Source organism: Clavibacter nebraskensis NCPPB 2581, assembly GCF_000355695.1.
Taxonomy (GTDB): Bacteria; Actinomycetota; Actinomycetes; order Actinomycetales; family Microbacteriaceae; genus Clavibacter; species Clavibacter nebraskensis.
Map to the genome: position 1 here is coordinate 638,521 of NC_020891.1, position 20,285 is coordinate 658,805.

Below are 20,285 nucleotides of genomic sequence, written 5' to 3' on the forward strand. Positions count from 1 at the left end.
GACGCGTGACGGCCGGCGTCAGCGCGGTGACGTCAGCTCAGGCGGCGGTGTCAGCTCAACCGCACGAGCGCCTGCACCGGCAGGTGGTCGCTCATCATGCGGCCGCGCCAGGCGAAGTCGTTGACCGCGGCGGCGCGGACGTCCACGCGGTCGCTCACGAGGATCCAGTCGATGCGCGGACCGTCGACCACCGGCGGCCGGTAGTCGGGGAACGTGCCGAAGGCGGGCGTCGCCTGGCGCGCGGTGTCGAGCCAGGAGTCGCGGAGGCCGGCCCGGCGGGTGAGCGCGTCGTAGGGGAACGAGTCGACGGGCGCGTTGAAGTCGCCCATGAGCACGAGCGGCAGCCCGGCGAAGCGCGTGCGCACGAGCTCGGCGATGGCCTCGGCGGCGCGGTCGCGCGCCTCGGCGACGTCGTGGTCGAGGTGCGTGTCGAGCACCACGAGCGAGTGGCCGGTGGCCTCGTCCTGGAAGCGGGCCCAGGTGAGGATCCGGGGCATGGGGTTGCCCCACGTCATGCTGCCGATCACGTCGGGGGTGTCCGAGAGCCACATCACGTCGTGCTCGAGGAGGGTGAGGCGGGAGGCCTGGTAGAAGATCGCGCCGTGCTCGCCGTGGCTGCCGCCCTCGCGGCCCTGCCCGACCATGCGGTACGACGGCGGGAGCGCCTTCTCGATGGCCTGGATCTGCGGCCAGAGCGCCTCCTGCACGCCGAGCACCGTGGGCCGCTCCTGCTGCAGGAAGCGCGTGAGCACCTCCTGGCGCTCGGGCCAGTGGTCGGCCTCGCCCTCGCGGGTGCCGTGCCAGGGCATGCGCACGTTGAGCGAGATCAGGTGGATGTCGTCGCCGGTCGTCGGGCCGATCGCGGGGGTCATGACCACCATTCAACCCCGTGCGGCTGACCGCCTGGCCGCGCGACGACGATGAGGTGGCGAGCGGGCGTCAGCAGCCGGGCGTGACGAGCGCCTTGACGAAGGCGCCGGTCTGGTACGTGTACTGCGACACCCACTGGCGGAGGTCGAAGTCCACCGGGTCCTCGACCACCATGAGGTCGCCCGTGAAGCAGCGCGAGAAGATCAGCTGCGTGCGGGTCACGTGGGGGGTCCAGGTGATGACGATGGCGCTCGTCCAGTCGTTCTCCTCGGACTTCTCGCGCAGGTAGCGGGCCTCGCCCTGGGTGGTGAAGGGCGACGGGGTGTCGCACGTGACGGCGTAGGGGAACTCGCCGTTGCAGGCCGCGAGCTCGGCGGGCGACTGCGGGCCTGTGGGCGGCACCGAGAACACGACCGTGTCGGAGTAGCCCTCGTCCACCAGCTTCGCCGCGAGGTCGCGGCGGGTGGGGTTGGGTGGGCCGATGACGTAGATCACGTCGGCCCTGTCCGGCTGGCTCGCCGGGGGGAAGACGAAGAGCGGGATGCCGGCCAGGAGCCACGCCAGCAGGAGCACCAGCAGCGCCAGGAGGGTGCGCACGATCCAGCGGCGGACGCGATGCGCCCGGCGAGGCAGGGTGGTGGTGCTGGGTGTCAACGTGTGCTCTCGGCCTGGAGGATCCGCGGGGGCGGCATGCGGGCGTGCGGGGGCGGGTACGTCCCCCGGCGGCTCATCGAGCCTATGGGAGCGCGTGACGGGCGCTAAGCCCCCATCCGGGGCGGGCGGTGCGGCGTCGTCGGGGCGGCGTGCGGCGGATCAACCGCCCGTGGTGCAGGGGACCTGCGTGATCTCGGACTCGAGCGGGCGCACGAGCGGCGTGTGCCGCACCTCGAGCGGGCCCGGGGCTTCGGCCGCCGGCATGGTGAACGTGACGTCGACGGTCTTCGTGTCCTGCGGCGCGAGCTCGGTGCGGATGCGGATCATGCCGCGCCCCATGTCGGTGCCCCGGGCCTCCTCGGTGGTGAGGTCGGCCGCGGTGGACCAGCCCGTGACGGTGGATCCGACGGGCCCGTACACGAGGAGGTCGTCGAACTGGCGGCCCTTGGCCTTGCCGTCGAGGCCCGTGACGTAGCGCGGCAGGCTCGTCGCGGCGTCGACCGGCGCGATGCTCGTCATGTCGACGGACACCGTGTACGTGGTCGTGTCGCCGCACGTCTCCGCCTGGATCCGGGACGCGGAGCGCAGGTAGTAGCTCATCTTGGATCCGGAGCCGATGTCGTTGAAGTACAGGCCGATCGCGGTCTGGTCGGTGTTGTCGTCCGGCAGCGCGCCGCTCAGCGGCCCGCCCTCGATGAGCGCCTGCTCCTCGGGCACCGTGCTCCACAGCAGGAGGCGGCGCTCGTCGATGGCCCGGTCGATCGCGGTCACCAGCGGCACGACGGGCGGGGTGTCGGTGACGAGCTTCGCGAAGATCGTGCCGGCCGCGCTGGCGAAGTAGCGGTCCTGCGCGAGGTAGTCGGGGTACTGGCTGTAGACGGCGCCGAGGAGCGTGGGCACCGCGTTCTGGGCGTTGAGCTCGTCGCCCGTGGACAGCGTGATCGGCCCGGTCGCCTCCAGCAGGTAGCTGAGCGCGATGGGGTCGAACGACAGCACGCCGTCGACCCGGTCGCCGATGTTGGCCTCCCAGTACGACTTGGCGAGGGCGCCCGAGGTGGGGAAGTCGGGGAACATCGTGATGTTCTGCTCGAACCGGTCCGAGCGCGGCTCGATGAGGCGCACGGTCTCGTCGGGCACGTCGCCCTGGCGCACGTTCCGCGGGAAGTCGTTGCTCGACGCCTGCTTGGCGATCCGCACGCTGCCGTCCTCGACGGTCAGCAGCACGAGCGCGGCCGGGTTGCCGCCGGTGGAGCGCACCTCCGCGTTGTTCTGGAACATCAGCAGGTAGTTGCGCGCGCCGTCGGCGCCGAGGAGGTCGGGCAGGATGCCCGTGACCTCGCGGAAGGTGCCCGCGGTCTCCTCGGTGCTCGTGAGCGTGTCGTCCATGAGGTCGACGTCGTCGGCCACCTGCGCCCAGAGGCGGTCGCGGTCGATGGTGTCGAGCTCGGCGCGGGCGCCGGCGAGGCCGTCGCTCGCGGTGTCGACGGTCTGGCCGAGGGAGCGGATCCCGTCGAGGTCGATGCGGCCGAGCACGGGGGTGAACGCCGAGAGGGAGACCTCCGTGGCGGGCGTGACGACGTCGGTCGCGAGCCGGTCGCTCGTCGCGGCCAGCACGCGGGCGGCGTGGAGGTTCGGGCCGACGAACGGGATCCACTCGTAGGCGCCGAGCACGCCGTCGTCCGCCGCCTCGGCGGCCTTCGCGGTGTGGTCGCGGAGCTCGGCGGCGCCGGACTTCGCGGTGTCGATGTCGCCCGCGAGGAGCGCCGTCTGCACCTGGTCGGAGAGCGGGAGCGCGTCGCGCAGCTCGCTCTGCACCGTGTCGACGCGGGGCAGGATCAGCGCGGCCGAGACCGCGGTGCCGATCACGAGGACGCCGATGACGCCGATCGGGATCCAGAGGCGCTTGCGCTTCCAGATCGGCCGACGGGGGCGGGACGCGTCGCGGTCCGCGCGGTCGTCGCGGCGGCTGCGGCGGCCCGTCGCGCCGTCGGAGCGGGATCCGTCCGAGCCGTCCGCCGGGGGCAGGATGTCGTCGATGCCGCTCACCGGTCGGGCGTCCAGTCCACGGCGGGCTTGCCGGCCGGGAAGGCGCGGCCGTTGCCGATCACGGGGCGGGCGTCCGCGGCCGCGGGGGCGGATGCGCCGACGGGACCGAGGCCCGCGGCGCCGGCCCCGATGAGCGCCTGCTCGCGGACGGCCGCGGGCGCGGTCTCGTCGGGCAGGGGCACCGGGGCGCTGACGGGCCCGGTGACCTGCTTGCGCGTGGAGGAGATCCAGAAGAACAGCAGCAGGATCACGAGCGAGGCGATGCTGGTCGACATGCCCTGGTACGCGTCGCCGCGGATGAGGGAGAAGAGGTACGGCGTGACGACGACCGCGATGGCCGCGCCGAGGAGGCCGCGGCGGCGCATCCGGGCGCGGATGAAGAGGCCGGCCACGAGGCCGAGCAGCGCGCCGACGGCGACGACCCCGGGGATGCCGAAGTTCGAGAACGCCTCGCCGATGGCCGACAGGCTCGTCTCGACGCGGTTGACGCCGTAGAACCGGGGCACGTACGTGGACGTGAACCACGTGTTGCCGCCGCCGAAGGGCTTGTCCTCCCAGAGCCCGCGCGGGACGAACCAGGCTGGCACCGCCGCGTAGGTGGCGCCCCACTGGTAGACGAAGTCGGGCAGCGACGCGACCTCGTTGAGGCGGATGAGCACGTCGAACGGGCGCGTCTCGATGCCGCTGGTGAGGCGGTCGAGGAGGACGCCCAGCGGGTCCTGCGTGAGGCGGCCGAGCGAGCGGCCGTTGTCGAACGTGGACTCGCGGATGACGATCGAGTAGACCATCGCGACCACGGCCGTGACGCCGCCGATGAGGGCGATGGTGCGGAAGCGGAAGGGCTTCGGGCCGATCTGCTTGAGGATCAGGAACGGCAGGAACACGCCGATGATGAGCGGGCCGCGGCCGCCTGCGGACCCGGCGCAGACCACGAGCACCAGGACGGCGACCAGGCTGACCCAGTTCCAGCCCTCGAGGCCCTTCTGGCGGCGCGCGAGCACGTTGTAGACGATCGCGATCTGCACGGGGATGTAGGAGAGGCCGATGAACGACTTGCCCGAGAGGAAGTCGCTCCGGTTGGCGAGGCCCGTCGTGTACGCCTGGATGCCGCCGGAGGAGAGGACCAGGTAGACGAGGAGGCCGAGGGCCACGACCGAGGAGATGACCACGAGCGCCTGCGACACCGACGTGGTGAAGACGCGCTGCCAGCGCACCTGCGTGTCGGGGTCGACGAAGGCGGGGCCACCCGCGAGGGCGCTGTCCTCGAGGGCCTTCGCGTCCTCGCCGCCGCGGGAGACGCGACGGGTCTCGCGGGCCACCGAGTAGTAGTAGACGACGAAGAACGCCGAGAAGAAGATCAGCGCCTCGATGAGCGCGGAGCTCGCGGCGAGCTGCAGCGTGGGGGAGAAGAAGCGCGTGTCGGCGATGGCGCCGGGGCTCGTCTCCATGCTGTTGGCGACCGTGAGCGGGCGCAGCACGAACAGCAGCAGGCCCGTGAAGGCGACGATGCCGCCCGGGGTGATCGGGTCCCCGTTGGAGACCGTCTCCTTCACGAGCACGCCGACGAGCAGGATCGCGAGCACCGCGATCATGAACGGGTAGGAGAGCTCGTTGCCGAGCAGGGCCACGCCGCCGAGCGCGGCGAGGATGGTGAGCACCACGGCGGCCGCGAAGACCGCCGGGGTGGCTAGGCGGTACGTCGGACCCATGTGGTCATCTCCTCGAAAGCCGCGTCCAGGCGGGCGGTGGCGGCGACGAGCGCCGCCGCGGTGGTGGATGGGGCACCGGCGTCGGCCGGTGCGGCGATGGCGGTGCGGGCCGCCCGGTCGAACGCGGGCTCCGTGCGCGTGCCGAACTCGGTCGTGAACGCCCCGACCTTGGTGGCGCCTCCGACGGCGACCACGGGCGTCGTCAGCATCGTACCGAGGTACATGGCGTGCATGCGAGAGGCGATGACGACCTCGCGGTCTGCCATGAGCTCGGCCGCGCGGCGCCAGCCGTGGTCGCCGGGCTCGGTCGTGAGCCGGGCGCGGACCTCGGGATGCAGGGCGCCGGCGTCGGAGTCGTCGCCCTGGTCCATCGACACGAAGACGACCTCGCCGAAGCGCTCCTCGAGGGCCGCGACGTCCGCGAGGGTGACCTCGGGGGAGTGCTTCGCGTTCAGCGCGACGACGGCGCCGCGACGCCGGTCGGCGGGGGCCGCCATCGCCGCGAGCTCGGGGGCGGCGAAGAGGCTGACGTCGGCGGCGACCTCGACGGGGAGCTTCGAGTAGCCCGCGGCGCGGCCGGCGGAGTCGGGGTCGCGGGTCCAGACGCGGGCGCCGTCGAGGCCCGCGCGGAGGGCGAGGCGCGCGCGGCGGCGGGTGACGGGATCCGCGCCCACGCCGAACACGGCGAGCGGCGTGCGGTTGGTGCGCGCGATGAGGCCGGTGGCGGCCATGAGCCGGGGGAGGCCCGCGAATGGGCGGCCCGGCTGGTCGTCGGCGAGGAGGGTGCCGCCGCCGACGACGACCGCGTCGACCTGGCGCACGACGTCGGCGAGGCCGCGGACGCCGCCGACGCGGACGCGCTCCTCGGTGGAGTCGCGGCGCGCGGTCTGCCCGAAGTCGGCGATCACGGTCTCGTGGCCGGCCCGGCGGAGGCGCTCGGACAGCGCGTCGGTGAGGAAGGCGTCCCCGAGGTTCTGGGGGTGGCCGGACGCGAGGGTGCGGTCGGCGGAGACGATGAGGGTCCTCATGCGTCCTCCTTCCTGACGGTGCGGTGGCGGTGGCGGATGAGGAGCGCGGCGATGGCGGCGCTCAGGACGAGCTCGGCGGCGAGCGTGACGCCGGCGAGCAGCGCGGGTCCGGCGGTGAGCGCGGCGACGAGCGTGAGGACCACGGCGACGACGCCCGTGACGATGGTCGCGGTGAGCCGGACGCGCACGAGGCCGGAGCCCATGGCGTACGCCATGAGCGCGTAGTTGCCGAACTTGGGGGCGACCGAGAGCAGCACCACGAGGAAGATCGCCTGGTCGAACGCGTCGCCGCCGAAGACCTGCTCGACGGGCTCGCGGAGCAGGGCGAGGATCCCGGCGAGCACCAGGCCGCCGAGCGCGAACCGCCACCAGTAGGCGCGGGCGGGGCGGGCGGCGGCGCGGATCCGCGGGATCAGCTGCTGCGAGAGCGTGGCCGGCAGGACCTCGAGCGGCTGCACGATCCGGTAGGCGAGCGCCAGCGGCACGATGGCGTCGGCTCCGAGGATCGCCGTGCCGAGCACGAGCGGCGCCTGCGAGTAGAGGGCGGAGAGGGATCCGGAGAGGCCGAACTCGAGGATCTGCGGGAACACGCGCACGGCCTCGTCGCCCGTGGTGGCGAGGTCGCGGCGGACGGCGATCCAGGTGCCGGCGGTGACGAGGAGCGACACGACCGGGAGGGCCAGCAGCACGAGGATCTCGTGCACGAGCACCGCGACGACCAGCGGCACGGCCTTCAGCACCACGAGCGCGAGGTCGGGGAAGGCGTAGGAGGCGTCGCGGCGGCCGACGAGCAGGGGCGCGCGGATCGTGCGGGTGAGCGAGTCGAGCACCTGGCTCACGCCGAGCGCGACGAGCAGCAGCGCGGCCTCGCCGGGCACGGACGAGGCGGACGCGACGGTGAGCAGCACCGCGACGGCCGCGCCGACCGCGCCGAGCCCCGCGTGGAAGCCGACCGCCCGCGCATGCACGCTCCGGGTGAGGCGCGTGCGCGGCAGCGACAGCAGGAAGTTGGCGGCGCCCGAGTCGGTGATGATCGCGAACGAGCTGAGCAGCGCGAACCCGGTCACGAGCGCGGCCCGGGCCGACTCGTCGGCCAGCTGCGTGAGGACCACGAGCAGCACCAGCTGGAGCACGCGCGTGAGCCCTGCGGCTCCTGTGGGGAGCAGCAGCCCGATCCGCCTGGTCATCGCGTCCCGATGCTCTGGTAGGCGTCGTGGACGGTCTGCGCGGAGGTGCGCCAGTCGAAGCGGCAGGTGACGGCGCGGCGGATCCGGGCGGCCTCCTCCTCGTCGAGCGGGGACGCCGCGGCGAGCCGGGCGAGCGCCGCGGTGATGGCCGAGGTGTCGGCGGGGGAGAAGTAGTCGGCGTCGCCCTCGCAGATCCAGTGGAAGACGGGGATGTCGGAGACGGCCAGGCGGGCGCCCGCGACCATCGCCTCGACGAGCGGCAGGCCGAAGCCCTCCGCGAGGCTCGGGAAGACGACGCCGCGGGAGGCCGCGTAGAGCACGGCGAGCTCGTCGTCGGTGACGTAGCCGGCCAGCTTGATGTCGTCCGACTCGGCCATGTCGACGTCGCCGAACACGGCGCTCTTCGCGCCCACGAGCACGAGCGGCGTCTCGGCGCGGGTCTCCGCGGGCAGCTCGAGGTACGCCTCGGTGAGGCGCTTGAGGTTCTTGCGGGGATCCATGCTGCCGACCGCGAGCAGGTACCCGCCGTCGGTCACACCGAACCGCTCGAGCACGCGGGCGCGCTCCTCGGCGCCGCGCGGCTCGCCGAAGACGGGGCTCGGCGCGTTGGGCGCGACCACGACGGGCGCGCTGGAGAGGCCGAGCTCGCGCACCTGCTCGGCGACGGGCTCGCTCACGGTGACGATGACGCGCGCGTCGCGCAGGTTGGCGCGCAGCAGCGGCACGTGGGTCACGACGTACTCGCGGCTGTACCACTCGGGGTTCGTGAGCACGAAGAGGTCGTGCACGACCACGATGTGGCGTCGGTGCACGAGCGGCGCGCGGCTCGTGAGCGACAGCAGCACGTCCTGGCGCGTGATCCACGGCAGGGTCGTCTGCACCCAGAGCCAGCTGCGCGCGCCGGACGACGCGACGCCGTCGGACGGCGTCGCCCGGGTGACGCCCTGCTTGCCCTCGAGGGCGCGCGCGATCTCCGTCGCGTAGCGCTGCTGGCCGGTGACCCGCTGCCCCGCGTAGGCCTCGTTGACGACGAGCCGGCGCATCATGCGGCCGCCCCGTCGAGCCGGGCGCCGTCGTGGCGGACCCAGGAGGCGATGCGGCGCTCGAACACGTCCGCGTCGAAGTCGGCGGAGCGGCGGACGCTGTCGGCGGGATCCAGCGCGCCGGCCCGCGTGACGGCGTCGGCGAGGCCGGCGCCCTCCCAGTCGTGCACGTGCACGCCGGTCACGCCGTCGACGACGCTCTCGGTCGCGCCGCCCACGTCGCTCACGAGCACGCGGGCGCCCGCGGCCATCGCCTCGACGGGCATGATCCCGAAGTCCTCGACCGCGGGGAAGACGTACGCGAGCGCGCGCTGGTACAGCGCGTAGAGGAGCGCGTCGCTCGGCCGCGGCACGATCGTGACGGGCACGCGCGCGGCGACGGCCTGCGCCCGCAGCTCCTCGGCGAGCGGCCCGGATCCGGCGAGGACGACGGGGACGCCCGCGGCCTCGCCCGCACGGATCACGAGGTCGAGCCGCTTGTACGGCACGAACCGGCTGGCGCCGAGCACGAACTCGGCGGGCAGCGACGCGGCGAGGGCGGCGTCGGATCCCGTGAGCGCATCGGCCCAGGAGGCCGTGGCGCGGATGACGGAGGCGTCGACGGGCGGGTGGATGACCTGCGCGTCCACGTCCCACGCGGCGCGGATGCGGTCGCGCACGAACGCGCTGTTCGCGGCGACCTCGGCGCCGGACGCCTGCGCGCGCCGCCGATCGAGCGCGCGGAGCGGTGGAGCGGCGGCCTTGACGAGCGGGTTGGCGCCGCGCTGGTCGAGGTCGGGGGTCCAGAGATAGCGGGCGGGGCTGTGCACGTACACGTGGCGCCGGGTGCCCTGGCCGCCGTGGCCGAGGTGGTGCGCGAACAGGTGCGAGCTGGCGAGGGTCCACTCGTAGGCGGACAGGTCGACCGCGCTCCACGTGAGCGGCATGAACGGCAGGGCCAGGGGCTTCTTCCGGCGCAGCGGCGTGCGGGCGATCCAGCTCTCCCGCACCGGGCGGTCGCCGAAGCGGCCCGGGTCGTCGTTCCAGAGCGTGAAGAGGTCGGCGTCGGGGAAGGCGTGCGCGAACGCGTCGAACACCTTCTCGGATCCGCCCGACTTCTCGATCCACTCCTGGACGACCAGCCCGCCCATCAGACGGCCCCGTCCGCGCCGAAGACGGCCTTGAACGTGCGGGCGAGGATGATGATGTCGCCCGTGAGCGACCAGTTCTCCACGTAGTAGAGGTCGAGGCGGATGGCGTCCTCCCACGAGAGGGAGGAGCGGCCCGAGACCTGCCAGAGGCCGGACATGCCGGGCTTGATGAGCAGGCGGCGGCGCGCGGCGCTGTCGTAGAGCGCGACCTCGCCCTCGCGCTGCGGGCGCGGGCCGATGAGGCTCATGGATCCGAGCAGCACGTTGAGGAACTGCGGCAGCTCGTCGAGGGAGTAGCGGCGGAGGACGCCGCCGACCTTCGTGATGCGCGGGTCGTCCGTCACCTTGAACAGCGGGGTGTCGGCCGTGCCCTGCTGCTCCAGAAGCGCGAACAGCTCGGCGTCGGCGTTCATGCGCATCGAGCGGAACTTGAGCATGTGGAACGGCTCGCCGTTCAGGCCGATGCGCTCCTGCTTGTAGAAGACGTCGCCCTTGCTCGTGGCCTTGATGAGGATCGCGAGCAGGAGGAACACCGGGCTCAGCACGATGAGCGTGATCCCCGCGACGACGATGTCGAACAGGCGCTTGGAGAGCAGCTTCCGTCCCTCGAAGCGCGGCGTCTCCACGTGGATGAGGGGGAGGCCGGCCACCGGCCGCGTGTGGATGCGCGGGCCGCCGATGTCGGTGAGGCCGGGCGCCATGACGAGGTGGTGGCGGCCGGGCTCGAGCGACCAGCTGAGCTCGCGGATCCGCTCGGGCGGCAGCTCGTCGCTGGAGGTGAGCACCAGCGTGTCGGCGCCGAGGCGCTCGAGCTCGGCGAGCACGTCGTCCGCGTCGCCGACCACGGGCACGTCGAGGCCCGGGAGGCGCGAGGGCCGCGCGTCGCCGGTGAGGCACGCGCCGACCACGCGGTAGCCGGCCTTGGGGGCGCGGGCGAGGGTGGTGGCGGTGTGGGTGGTGCTCTCCAGGGATCCGACCAGGAGGATCAGCGAGGAGAACTCGCCCCGGCGGCGCTGGGCCGACAGCCACACGCGCCAGAGCGCGCGGGACAGCAGCAGGAGCACGAGGCCGAGGGGCAGGCCTGTGATGATGTAGCCGCGCGCCAGGTCGATCTTCACGAGGAACGCGACGATGGCGATGATCCCGAAGAGCCGCAGCGTCGCGTCGGCGACCTGCTTGTACTCCTGCGTGCCGGTGCCGACGATGCGGTAGTCGCGCGTGCTGTAGACGGTGAGGACGAAGAGCCACGCGAGGATCAGCACGACGGAGACCATCGTGTAGGTCACCGCGACGCCCTGCGCGTTGCCGCCGAGGTCGACCGTGCCGGCCGTCGTGCCGAACCAGAGGAACTGCACCCCGAAGGTCGTGAGGACGATGACGATCGCGTCGCTCAGCGCGAGGCGCCGGGCGTAGACGACCCGCCAGCGCGACCCCTCCTGGGCCTCGTCCGTGCGTCGTGTCTGTTGCGTGTCCACTGGTCCCCCGGGGCAGGCGGCTCCGATGGGGAGCCGGTGGTGTCTGATGGAGCGGCGTGCGCTCGCGTGTGCGGTGGCGGGCTGGTCGGGTCAGCCCCGGAGGCGTGGCGCGTCCGTGCGGGTCACGGCCCGCACCGACTCGAGGATCGACTCGATGGCGCCCCCGGCCTGCTCGCCCGAGGCGTCGTAGGTGGCCTGCGACCGGCGGTAGGGGTCGACCACGTCGTAGTCGTCCTCCTGCGCGGGAGGCAGGGTCACGCCGCGCTGCGCCGCCACGAGCGGGATGAGCGCCCGCAGCTGCTCCGGCACGTCGCCGTCGCACGCGATGTGCTTCTCGTCCCCGGTCACCTCGACGAGGTGCTCGAAGAGCGCCGCGAACTCGCGGATCGTGAAGGTGAAGCGGTTGGCGCGGGGCACCGCGCGCACGACGGCGCTGCGGTGCTCGCGCGCCATGGTGAGCACCAGGTCGACGCCCTGGATGATGCCGGGCGTCAGGAACCGCGCCTGGTGCTCGCTCGGGTCCCCGCCGTAGCGGACGGACAGCTCGGCCGCCTGCTCGGGCATGCGCTGCCCCTCGGCCGCGATCGTGCCGGCGCTGGAGAAGCGCACGACCGAGTCGGCCTCGGCGGCGTGGCCGCCGAAGATCGCGCGGACGCGGGCCCGCAGGACCTGCTCCGCGAGGGCGGAGCGGCAGATGTTGCCCGAGCAGACGAACAGGACGCGGAACGAGCCGTCGTCGACGCCCTCGGAGGACGCGTCGCCGAGGGCCGCGCGTGCGGCCCTGCGGCTCGTGGGGGGGAGTTCCGACATGGAGGGGAGCTACGCCTTGATCTTCTCGATGGGCGCCTTGGTCTTCTGGCCGTCCTCGTCCTCCGTGTACCCGTACCCGTACCCGTAGTGGCCGTAGCCGTACGCGTCCGGGCCCTTGGTGGGGAGCATGGTGATGACGAGGCCGAGCACGTCCGCGCCCACGTTGGTGAGGTTGGCGATGGCGCTCTTCAACTGGGTGCGGTGCGTGCGGCCCGCGGCGACGACGACGATCGCGCCGCCGGCGTTCTTGGACAGGATCGCCGCGTCGGTGACGGGCAGCAGCGGCGGGGCGTCGATGAGCACCACGTCGTAGCGCGCCTCGAGGTCCTGCAGCAGGCGGGCCATGCCCTGCGAGCCGAGCAGCTCGGAGGGGTTCGGCGGGATCTGGCCGGCGGGGAGGATCGAGAGCATGCCCGAGCCCCAGGGCTGGATGACGTCCTCGATCTCGGCGCGGCCGATGAGGATGTCGGTGAGGCCCACGGCGCCCTCGAGGCCCATGTAGGAGGCGAGGCGCGGACGGCGGAGGTCGGCGTCGATGAGGACGACCTTGATGCCGGAGTCGGCCAGCGCCAGCGCGAGGTTCGAGCTGGTGGTCGACTTGCCCTCGCCCTGAATGGAGGAGGTGATGACGAAGCTGCGCGAGCGGCCGCCGAACTCCAGGAACTGGAGGTTCGTGCGGAGGCTGCGGAAAGACTCGGCGCGGGGGCTGCGCGGGTCGTCCTGGACGATGAGGGGACGTTCGGTCGCCTTCGGGTCGTACGCGATGCCGCCGAGGATGGGCTTGGTCGTGACGAGCTCGACGTCGCGCTCCCCGCGGATGCGGTTGTCGAGCGTCTCGCGGAGGAGGCTGACGCCCACGCCGATGAGGAGGCCGATGAGCGCGCCGACGATGATGTTGACGGTCAGGTTCGGGGAGGACGGCGACTCGGGGATCTCGGCCTGCTCGAGCTGCGTGATCTGCACCTGCGGCGTGCCCTCGATGGTCTCGGGGACGAGCGTGCCCACGACCGTGGTGAGGCTCGCGCCGATCGCGTCGGCGAGGGTCGCGGCGTCCTGTCGGGACTGGTCCTTGACCGTGATGTCGATGATCGTGGTGTCGAGCGGCGCGGAGGCGCGGACCGACTCGGCGAGCTCGCGCGACGTCATGTCGAGGCCGAACTCGTCGATCACGGGCTGGAGCACGGCGCGGGTCGTGACGACGTCCGCGTAGCTCTTCACCGCCTGCTGGATGAAATTGTTGCCCTGCTGGAGGTCCTGCACGCTGCCCGAGCTGCTCTGGGCGACGTACATCTTGGTGGATGCCTCGTACTCGGGGGTCTGGAGGAGGGAGAAGGCCGCTGCTGCGCCCACCCCGACCAGGAGCGTCAGGATGATGAGCACCGCGCCCCTACGCAGCATCCGAATGAAGTCACGGAGCGCCATAACTTAGAACCCTTCCCCAAAAAAACACAGGCGCGGAGTATCCGCAAACGTGGGATATCCACAGCCTCGGCTGTCTATCATCACACAGCTCACGAGCGGCGCCAGCAGCCTGGAACGCCCCCGTCCGGGGCATGGTAGGGCCTGAGGAGCCCTGTTAGGGTCGCTCAGACAGCAGTGCTGCACGGCGGTACACGAGTGAGTAGGGACCTGGGCCATGAGCTCGCAGACATTTCGCCGGGGCACGCCCGCGCTCCCGGACCCGTCGGAGCTCCGCTCCGCGCCGGACGACAAAAACCCACCACCTGCGGGGGATTCGCCGACGGTGAACCGGGGCTTCCGCCCAGACGTCGAGGGCCTCCGCGCCCTCGCCGTGGTCGCCGTCATCGTCGACCACCTCTTCGACTGGCCGTCCGGCGGCTTCGTGGGCGTCGACGTCTTCTTCGTCATCAGCGGCTTCCTCATCACGGGCTTGCTGCTCAAGGAGTATGAGCGCACCAAGACCATCTCGTTCCTCGACTTCTACAAGCGCCGCGTCCGCCGCATCATGCCGGCCGCGCTCCTCGTGCTGGTGGTCTCGACGGCCGTCTCGTTCCTCGTCTTCAACGTGGTGCGCGCGCAGGCCAGCCTGTGGGACGCCGTCTGGTCGGCCCTCTTCGTCTCCAACTGGCACTTCGCGAGCGCGGGCACCGACTACTTCGCGTCCGACGGCCCCATCTCGCCGTTCCGCCACTACTGGTCGCTCTCGGTCGAGGAGCAGTTCTACCTCGTCTGGCCCGTGCTGATCTTCCTCGTGATCACGTTCGCCCGCCGCCGCACCCCCAAGAACCGCACCAAGCGCGCCCGCCTCTTCACGCAGACGATCGGCATCACGGTCGGCGTCCTCATCGTCGCGTCGCTCGCGTGGGGCTTCTACGAGACCTCGGCCCGCCCGACGGTCGCGTACTTCTCCACCTTCTCCCGCGCGTGGGAGCTCGGCATCGGCGCGCTCCTCGCGATCTTCGCGGCGCGCATCGCCACGCTGCCGGCCGCGATCCGCCCGGTGCTCGGCTACGTCGGCCTCGCGGGCATCGTCGTCTCCTTCTTCCTCGTCTCCGGCGACACCGCGTTCCCGGTGCCCTTCGGCCTGCTGCCGGTCGTTGCGACCGCGCTCGTGATCGCGTCGGGCATCGGCGGGGTGTCGAAGGCCATGGTGCCGATCACGAACCCGGTCACCACCTACATCGGCCGGCTGTCGTTCTCGCTGTACCTCTGGCACTTCCCGGCGATCATCCTGCTGGCGTCGCTGCTCGGCACCGGCACCCCCGAGTACTACGGCGCCGCGATCGCCGCGACCCTCGTGCTCGCCGTCGCGTCGTTCCACCTCGTCGAGGACCCGATCCGCCGCTCCAGCTGGCTCGACCCGAAGAAGGCCGGCCGCCGGTCCTCCGGCGCCCAGCTGAAGATGACCGTCGCGGCGCTCTCGGTCGTCGCGGTCGCCGTGGTGGGCGTCGTGGCCGTCGCCGTCGTGCGCGACGAGCCGAGCGGCCAGAGCCAGCTCGGGAACGGCCCGAGCACAGGTGGCACCGCGACCCCGCCTCCGGCGACCGGCACCGCGCTCGAGACCCGCGGCGAGCAGGTCTCCGCCGCCCTCGCCGCGGACGAGTGGCCGGCCCTCGATCCCGCCGTCGAGTCATTCGGCGACTTCGGCCGCGACGTCATCGCGACCGAGTGGGCGAAGGACGGCTGCCTCGGCGCCGACCTCGCCGAGGAGAAGGACGCCATCAAGAACGCCGAGCACTGCGTCTACGGCAACCAGGCGGCGGGACCGGAGAAGACCGCGGTCATCTTCGGCGACTCGCTCGCGATCAGCTACGCGCCCATGCTCCGCTCGACCCTCGGCGACGACTGGAAGGTGCGCGTGCTCACGATGGCCCGTTGCCCCGCGTCCACCGTCACGAGCACGGACACCGACGGCTCCGAGTACACGGAGTGCACGGACTTCCGCAACTGGGCGCTCCGCGAGATGAACGCGACGAAGCCCGCGCTCATCCTGATGAGCGAGGCCGTCGACAACTCGTACCTGTCGAGCGGGGCGACGGGCGGCGCCGCCGACCGCGAGTGGCAGGCCGGCGCGCTCACCACCATGGGCTCGCTGAAGACCGCGGCGTCCAACGTGATCGTCCTGTCCCGCCCGCCGGCAGCCACCGCCCTCGTGGAGTGCAAGACGCCGACGAGCTCGCCGAACGACTGCCAGTCCACGGTGTCGCCGTCGTTCATCAGCCACGCCCGCACGATGGAGGCCGCGGCGACGGAGGTCGGCGCGCCGGTCCAGTTCATCAACACGCAGGGCTGGTTCTGCAGCCAGGGCACGTGCCCGGCGTTCGTGAACGGGATCCCCGTGCGCGGCGACACCTCGCACCTCACGGCCCGTCAGTCGCAGGACCTCGCGCCGATCATGGCGGACATCCTCGCCCCGCTCGGCATCGGCGCGGCCCCGGCTCCGGCCGCCGGCTGACCCGCCCGCACCACCGCACGCCACGACGGGCGCTCCTCCTGAGGGAGTGGCGCCCGTCGTCGTGCGTCCGGCGGCGTGACCGCGGCGTCGTGCGCCGGAGCAGGTGCCGGAGCTGGCGCCGGTGCCGGTACCGGCGCCTCGCTGCCGGACGTGGCCCTGTTCGCCACCCGCGGGCGGGCCGGGCGCGCGTCCGCATGCACCCCACATCGGGGAGATCAGGGCACGACGGCGCGGGTGCCCGATCCCTCGAGGCCGGGTGCGGGATCCGCGGTGCGGGCTCTAGCCCCGCGATGCCTTCGCAGCCGCCGGGCGGCTCGTGAGGCGGCGGGCGACGCCGACGAACGGCACCTCCACGAACCGGTGCACGAGCCACGAGACGACGAGCGTCAGGGCGATGGCGGCGATCACCCGCACGATCCCCTCGGGCGCGTCCACGGCCCGTACCACGCGGTAGGCGAGCGGGTGCAGGAGGTACGCGGCGTAGGAGATCGCGCCGAGCCAGATGAGCACGCGCGAGTGGGCCGCCCCGCGCGACGCGTAGAACGCGAAGAACAGGCCGAGGCCGAGCAGGAACGACACGGCGTAGTCGAACGGCGGCCACGCCGCGTCCTGCCCGCCGTTGAGGTACGTGAACAGCGGCACGCCCACGACGCCGGCGACGAGGAGGCCGCGCCAGGCGGTGGATCCGTCGCGGTCGCGCAGGTGGATCGCGTGCCCGAGCGAGGCCGTGTAGAGCAGCAGCGGCAGGGTCCAGGGCAGCTCGCGCTCGAGCACCCGGCCGGCGATCGCCGCCGCGACGAAGCCCGCGAGCCACACGTACCCCATGACCACGCTGCGGTCGAGGCGGCCGATGAGCTTCGCGACGAGGGACTGGCCGTAGAAGATCAGCTCGATGCCGAGGGTCCAGGCCGTCGGCACGATCGTGAAGATGCCCACGGCGCCCTGCACCATGAGCACGTTCGCCATGATCACGAGAGGGCCGCCGAGCTCGCCGTCGCCCGTGGCCGCGACCCAGAGCATCATGACGCCGAGCACGAGCCAGTAAAGCGGGAAGAGCCGGTAGAGGCGGCGCACCAGGAAGGTGCGGGTGTCCTGCCGCTGGAGGCTCAGCGGGATGACGTACCCGCTCACCAGGAAGAACGCGACGACGCCCACGCGCCCGGCGTCCACCCACTGCCGGCTGAAGTCCTCGAACGCCGGGTGCTCCGCGGCGATGAGGTGCTGCAGCACCACGATGAACGACGCGACGCCGCGGACCGCCTCGAGGAACTCGATCTTCCGACCGGTCTCGCTTTTCACAGTCACGGTGCTGGTCACGCGGGCTCTCCTCTGGTGCGGGCGCGACGCTTCGGAGGCACCGCTTCGACCCTAACCGCCGGGTCGCCGACGGGAGGGCGGGGAATTGCCCCTACTTCTGGGCGTCGTCCGCGAGCACCTCGGTGCGCACGTACTTGCGCACCTCCGCGCCCATGAGCTTGTAGCCCGTCATGTTGGTGTGGATCCCGTCGCGGAAGAACTCGGTCCGCCACTTCATGTCCTTGTTCGTGAGGTTCTTCCACGGGTTGAAGAAGTGGTACCCCTGCGCGCCGGCGAACTCCTCGAGGTGCGCGTTGACCTCGGGCGGCGTCTCGGGCGACGCGTTCTGCGGCGGGATGCCGAGGATCACCGTCTCCTTCGGCGCGAGCTTCTCGACCGTCTGGAGGATGTCCGCGTCGAGCTGCGTGTCCGGCACGCCCGCGATGCGGTTGTTCGTGCCGATCATGATGAGCGCGACGTCGACGTCCTCGACGGTGGGCGTGTTCGCGGCCATGACGGTGCTCGTCGCGCCGTCGGTGCCCCAGCCGCCCGCGAAGGTCAGGGGGTCGCCCACGACGTAGTCGACGTAGGCCATGCCCTGGTCGATGCCCTGCGGCAGCGTGCCGACGAAGCCGTTCGTGTTCGAGTCGCCCATGACGACGATGCGGACCATGTCCTCGGGCGCCGTCGTGGCGGATGCGCCGGGCGCGGGCTCGCCCTCGGTCGCGGTGGGGGCGGGCTGCGGCGCGCTGGTGCACCCGGCGAGCAGGAGGACGGCGGCGAGGGCGCCGAGAGCGCCCCGGGCCATGCGACGTGCGGGCATAGGTGTTCATCCGATCGTGGAGGGGTCCGCGGCAGCGGCGAGCCGGTGACCCCGCCAGCCGCTGCGATCACGGGGCCGCTCGGAAACCATTGTGGCATGCGGTTTCCATCGCCCCGGGTGGCGGCGTGGCGGACCGCCGATCGGCGGAGGGCGTGATCGGGCCCCGGCCGACGTGCGGCCGGGCCTCGGTGCAGCGCGGGTCAGGCGGTGCGGGCGAGACGCACGAGCGCCTGGACGGCGGCGTGATCGGAGGGGGAGCGGCCCTCGAACGTGTACGGGTTGATGGCCGAGTCGACCACCTCGACGCCGTCGCCCGCGAGGATCCAGTCGATGCGCTCGCCCTCGGGCACCGGGTCGCCGTAGGCCGTGAAGGTGCCGATGCCCGGGGTCGCGTGGTGCGCGGCCGTGGTCCAGGTGTCGGCGAGGCCCGCGTCGCGCGTGAGGATGTCGTACGCCGCCGACTCCTCGGCCGGCGCGTTGAAGTCGCCGGTGACGACGACGGGCGCGCCGGACGCGACCTCCTGCAGCCGCTCCGTGATGAGGTCGGCGCTCTTCACGCGCGCGAGCTCGGACTCGTGGTCGAGGTGCGTGTTGAGGTGCACGAACTCGGCGCCGCTGCGGCGGTCGCGGAAGCGCGCCCACGTCGCGATGCGCGTGGTGCTGCAGCCCCAGGAGCGGGATCCGATGAGCTCCGGCAGGTCGGACAGCCAGAACTGGTCCCACGCCACGACGTCGAGGCGGCGCTCGTCGTAGAAGATCGCGCTGTACTCGCCGCCGGAGCCGCCGTCGCGGCCGTAGCCGAGCATGCGGTGGTGGGGGAGCGCCCGGGCGATGGCGGGCAGCTGGGCCGAGAGGGCCTCCTGCACGCCGAGGACGGTGGGCTGCTCGAGCTGGAGGAACCGGGCGAGCACGGGCTCGCGGTCGGCCCAGTGGTCAGGGTCGCCCGGCTCGGTGGAGGGCCGGGCCAGGCGGATGTTGCAGGTCATGACGTGCACGAGGTCGCCCTCGGCGGAGCCGATGGTCGCCTGCTGGGGCGGGGCGGGAGCGACGGAGGTCGCTGCCGCCTGACGAGACGGAGGGGGGTCGGCCTCCGCGGTGCCGTCCGGGCCGTCCGTCGTCGTGGTCGTCTCGTCCGCGCGCGGCCGCTCGAGGAGCGCCGTGCCGGAAGCGCGGGTGGGCCTTCCGACGCCGGGATCGGAGGATCCGGCACCGTCGAACAGGTCGCGTCGGCTGAATCCGCCGCTGGCCATCATGGAGATCTCCTCGGGTCGCACGTGTCTCGCATGATCAGCCTGCGCGACGGGACCCCTGCGGGGACCAACGGCGCATGGCGGATGCGTGAACTGCACGGACAGGTCTACGCGAGGGGTGCGGGGATGGCAACCCGAGGGCGGCGTGTCGGCGGGTCGCGGAGGTTTCCACCAGCCGGCGCATGGCCCGCGGATAGACGCGCGCGCCGCCGGCTCGTGCCGGCGGCGCGCGGGTCGACGCGGAGGAGGGTCAGCCCAGGTGCTCCGCGAGGAAGTCCGTGAGCGCGCGCCACGAGCGGCGCTCGGCCCGGTCCTGGTACTGCGCGCCGTGATCCGGGGAGTCGACGCCCGGCACGGAGAAGGCGTGCATGGCGCCGCTGTAGGTCACGACCTGCCAGTCGATCGCGGGACGCGTGCGCATCTCGTCCTGGAACGCGGCGACCTTCTCGTCGGGGACCATCGGGTCGTCCGCGCCCGTGAGCACGAGGATCGCGGCCTTCACGTCGGCGACGTCGGCGGGCTCGTGCACGACGAGGCTGCCGTGCAGCGAGATCGCGGCCTTGACGTCGGCGCCCGCGCGGGCGACCTCGAGCGAGGCACTGCCGCCGAAGCAGTAGCCCATGACGGCGATGCGCGACGGGTCGACGTCGGGCTCCGCCGCGAGACGGTCGATGCCGGCCTGCACGCGGGCGCGCATGAGCGGGAGGTCGCCGTAGAAGGATCCCGCCACCTGGCCGGCCTCCTCCGGGCCGGGGCGCACGTCGCGGCCGTAGACGTCGGCGGCGAACGCGACGTAGCCGAGGCGCGCGAGCATCTGGATCCGCGCGGCCACGTGCCCGCCGACGCCGAACCAGTCGTGGATCACGAGCACGGCCGGGCGCCGGCCGCTCTGCGCGGCGTCGCGGGCGAGGAGCCCCTCGAGCTCGGTGCCCTCGTGGTCGTACAGCACGGGGCCCATCTGGATGTCGGCGCCCGCGGGCAGCGGCACGCGCTCCGTGAGCTCGGCGAGGGACGGTGACCAGAAGGGGGTCGATGCGGGGTCGGTCAT

General features: G+C 72.5%; 16 protein-coding genes. 1 reads left to right on the forward strand and 15 read right to left on the reverse strand.

The genetic code is table 11. The features are described from left to right. Positions 1–50: 50 nt before the first annotated feature. The 11 genes from CMN_RS03200 to CMN_RS03250 all read right to left on the reverse strand — a co-directional run bounded on the left by CMN_RS03200 (position 51) and on the right by CMN_RS03250 (position 13,374). Positions 51–872, reverse strand: coding sequence for an endonuclease/exonuclease/phosphatase family protein (locus CMN_RS03200; protein WP_227077731.1), 822 nt, complete (start codon positions 870–872; stop codon positions 51–53). Positions 873–939: 67 nt separating this feature from the next. After that, complete coding sequence (locus CMN_RS03205) at positions 940–1,467, reverse strand: YdcF family protein (RefSeq protein ID WP_227077732.1); 528 nt, start codon at positions 1,465–1,467, stop codon at positions 940–942. A gap of 216 nt (positions 1,468–1,683) precedes the next feature. Further along, positions 1,684–3,570: a DUF4012 domain-containing protein gene (locus CMN_RS03210; RefSeq protein ID WP_015489418.1), complete on the reverse strand. Its 1,887-nt coding sequence runs from the start codon at positions 3,568–3,570 to the stop codon at positions 1,684–1,686. Next, positions 3,567–5,279: an O-antigen polymerase gene (locus CMN_RS03215; RefSeq protein ID WP_015489419.1), complete on the reverse strand. Its 1,713-nt coding sequence runs from the start codon at positions 5,277–5,279 to the stop codon at positions 3,567–3,569. Before CMN_RS03215 ends, CMN_RS03210 begins: the two co-directional genes overlap by 4 nt. Continuing rightward, entirely contained in the window at positions 5,258–6,307 is a 1,050-nt protein-coding gene (locus CMN_RS03220) for a polysaccharide pyruvyl transferase family protein (RefSeq protein WP_015489420.1), read from the reverse strand. The genes CMN_RS03215 and CMN_RS03220 overlap by 22 nt, the downstream gene beginning before the upstream one ends. Next, positions 6,304–7,494 (reverse strand): polysaccharide exporter, encoded by a 1,191-nt coding sequence (locus CMN_RS03225; protein WP_015489421.1) that lies wholly within the window; start codon positions 7,492–7,494, stop codon positions 6,304–6,306. Before CMN_RS03225 ends, CMN_RS03220 begins: the two co-directional genes overlap by 4 nt. Next, entirely contained in the window at positions 7,491–8,540 is a 1,050-nt protein-coding gene (locus CMN_RS03230) for a glycosyltransferase family 4 protein (protein WP_015489422.1), read from the reverse strand. Before CMN_RS03230 ends, CMN_RS03225 begins: the two co-directional genes overlap by 4 nt. Then, on the reverse strand, positions 8,537–9,667 hold the full coding sequence (locus CMN_RS03235; RefSeq protein ID WP_015489423.1) for a glycosyltransferase: 1,131 nt from the start codon (positions 9,665–9,667) through the stop codon (positions 8,537–8,539). The genes CMN_RS03230 and CMN_RS03235 overlap by 4 nt, the downstream gene beginning before the upstream one ends. After that, complete coding sequence (locus CMN_RS03240) at positions 9,667–11,142, reverse strand: sugar transferase (protein WP_015489424.1); 1,476 nt, start codon at positions 11,140–11,142, stop codon at positions 9,667–9,669. Before CMN_RS03240 ends, CMN_RS03235 begins: the two co-directional genes overlap by 1 nt. A 90-nt stretch (positions 11,143–11,232) precedes the next feature. Then, positions 11,233–11,952, reverse strand: a complete 720-nt coding sequence (locus CMN_RS03245) for an arsenate reductase/protein-tyrosine-phosphatase family protein (RefSeq protein WP_015489425.1) — start codon at positions 11,950–11,952, stop codon at positions 11,233–11,235. A gap of 9 nt (positions 11,953–11,961) precedes the next feature. After that, positions 11,962–13,374 (reverse strand): tyrosine-protein kinase domain-containing protein, encoded by a 1,413-nt coding sequence (locus CMN_RS03250; protein WP_015489426.1) that lies wholly within the window; start codon positions 13,372–13,374, stop codon positions 11,962–11,964. Positions 13,375–13,696: 322 nt separating this feature from the next. Between CMN_RS03250 and CMN_RS03255 the strand changes: the two genes are divergently transcribed. Continuing rightward, positions 13,697–15,868 (forward strand): acyltransferase family protein, encoded by a 2,172-nt coding sequence (locus CMN_RS03255; RefSeq protein ID WP_045929109.1) that lies wholly within the window; start codon positions 13,697–13,699, stop codon positions 15,866–15,868. 279 nt (positions 15,869–16,147) lie between these two features. Here CMN_RS03255 and CMN_RS03260 read toward each other — a convergent pair whose 3' ends face one another. The 4 genes from CMN_RS03260 to CMN_RS03275 all read right to left on the reverse strand — a co-directional run bounded on the left by CMN_RS03260 (position 16,148) and on the right by CMN_RS03275 (position 20,285). Further along, the gene (locus CMN_RS03260; RefSeq protein ID WP_015489428.1) at positions 16,148–17,185 is read right to left on the reverse strand and encodes an acyltransferase family protein; all 1,038 of its coding nucleotides are present in this window, start codon (positions 17,183–17,185) and stop codon (positions 16,148–16,150) included. 91 nt (positions 17,186–17,276) lie between these two features. After that, positions 17,277–17,987, reverse strand: coding sequence for an SGNH/GDSL hydrolase family protein (locus CMN_RS03265; protein WP_015489429.1), 711 nt, complete (start codon positions 17,985–17,987; stop codon positions 17,277–17,279). Between the two features lie 200 nt (positions 17,988–18,187). Continuing rightward, the gene (locus tag CMN_RS03270) at positions 18,188–19,240 is read right to left on the reverse strand and encodes an endonuclease/exonuclease/phosphatase family protein (protein ID WP_015489430.1); all 1,053 of its coding nucleotides are present in this window, start codon (positions 19,238–19,240) and stop codon (positions 18,188–18,190) included. A gap of 247 nt (positions 19,241–19,487) precedes the next feature. Beyond that, on the reverse strand, positions 19,488–20,285 hold the full coding sequence (locus CMN_RS03275; protein WP_015489431.1) for a dienelactone hydrolase family protein: 798 nt from the start codon (positions 20,283–20,285) through the stop codon (positions 19,488–19,490).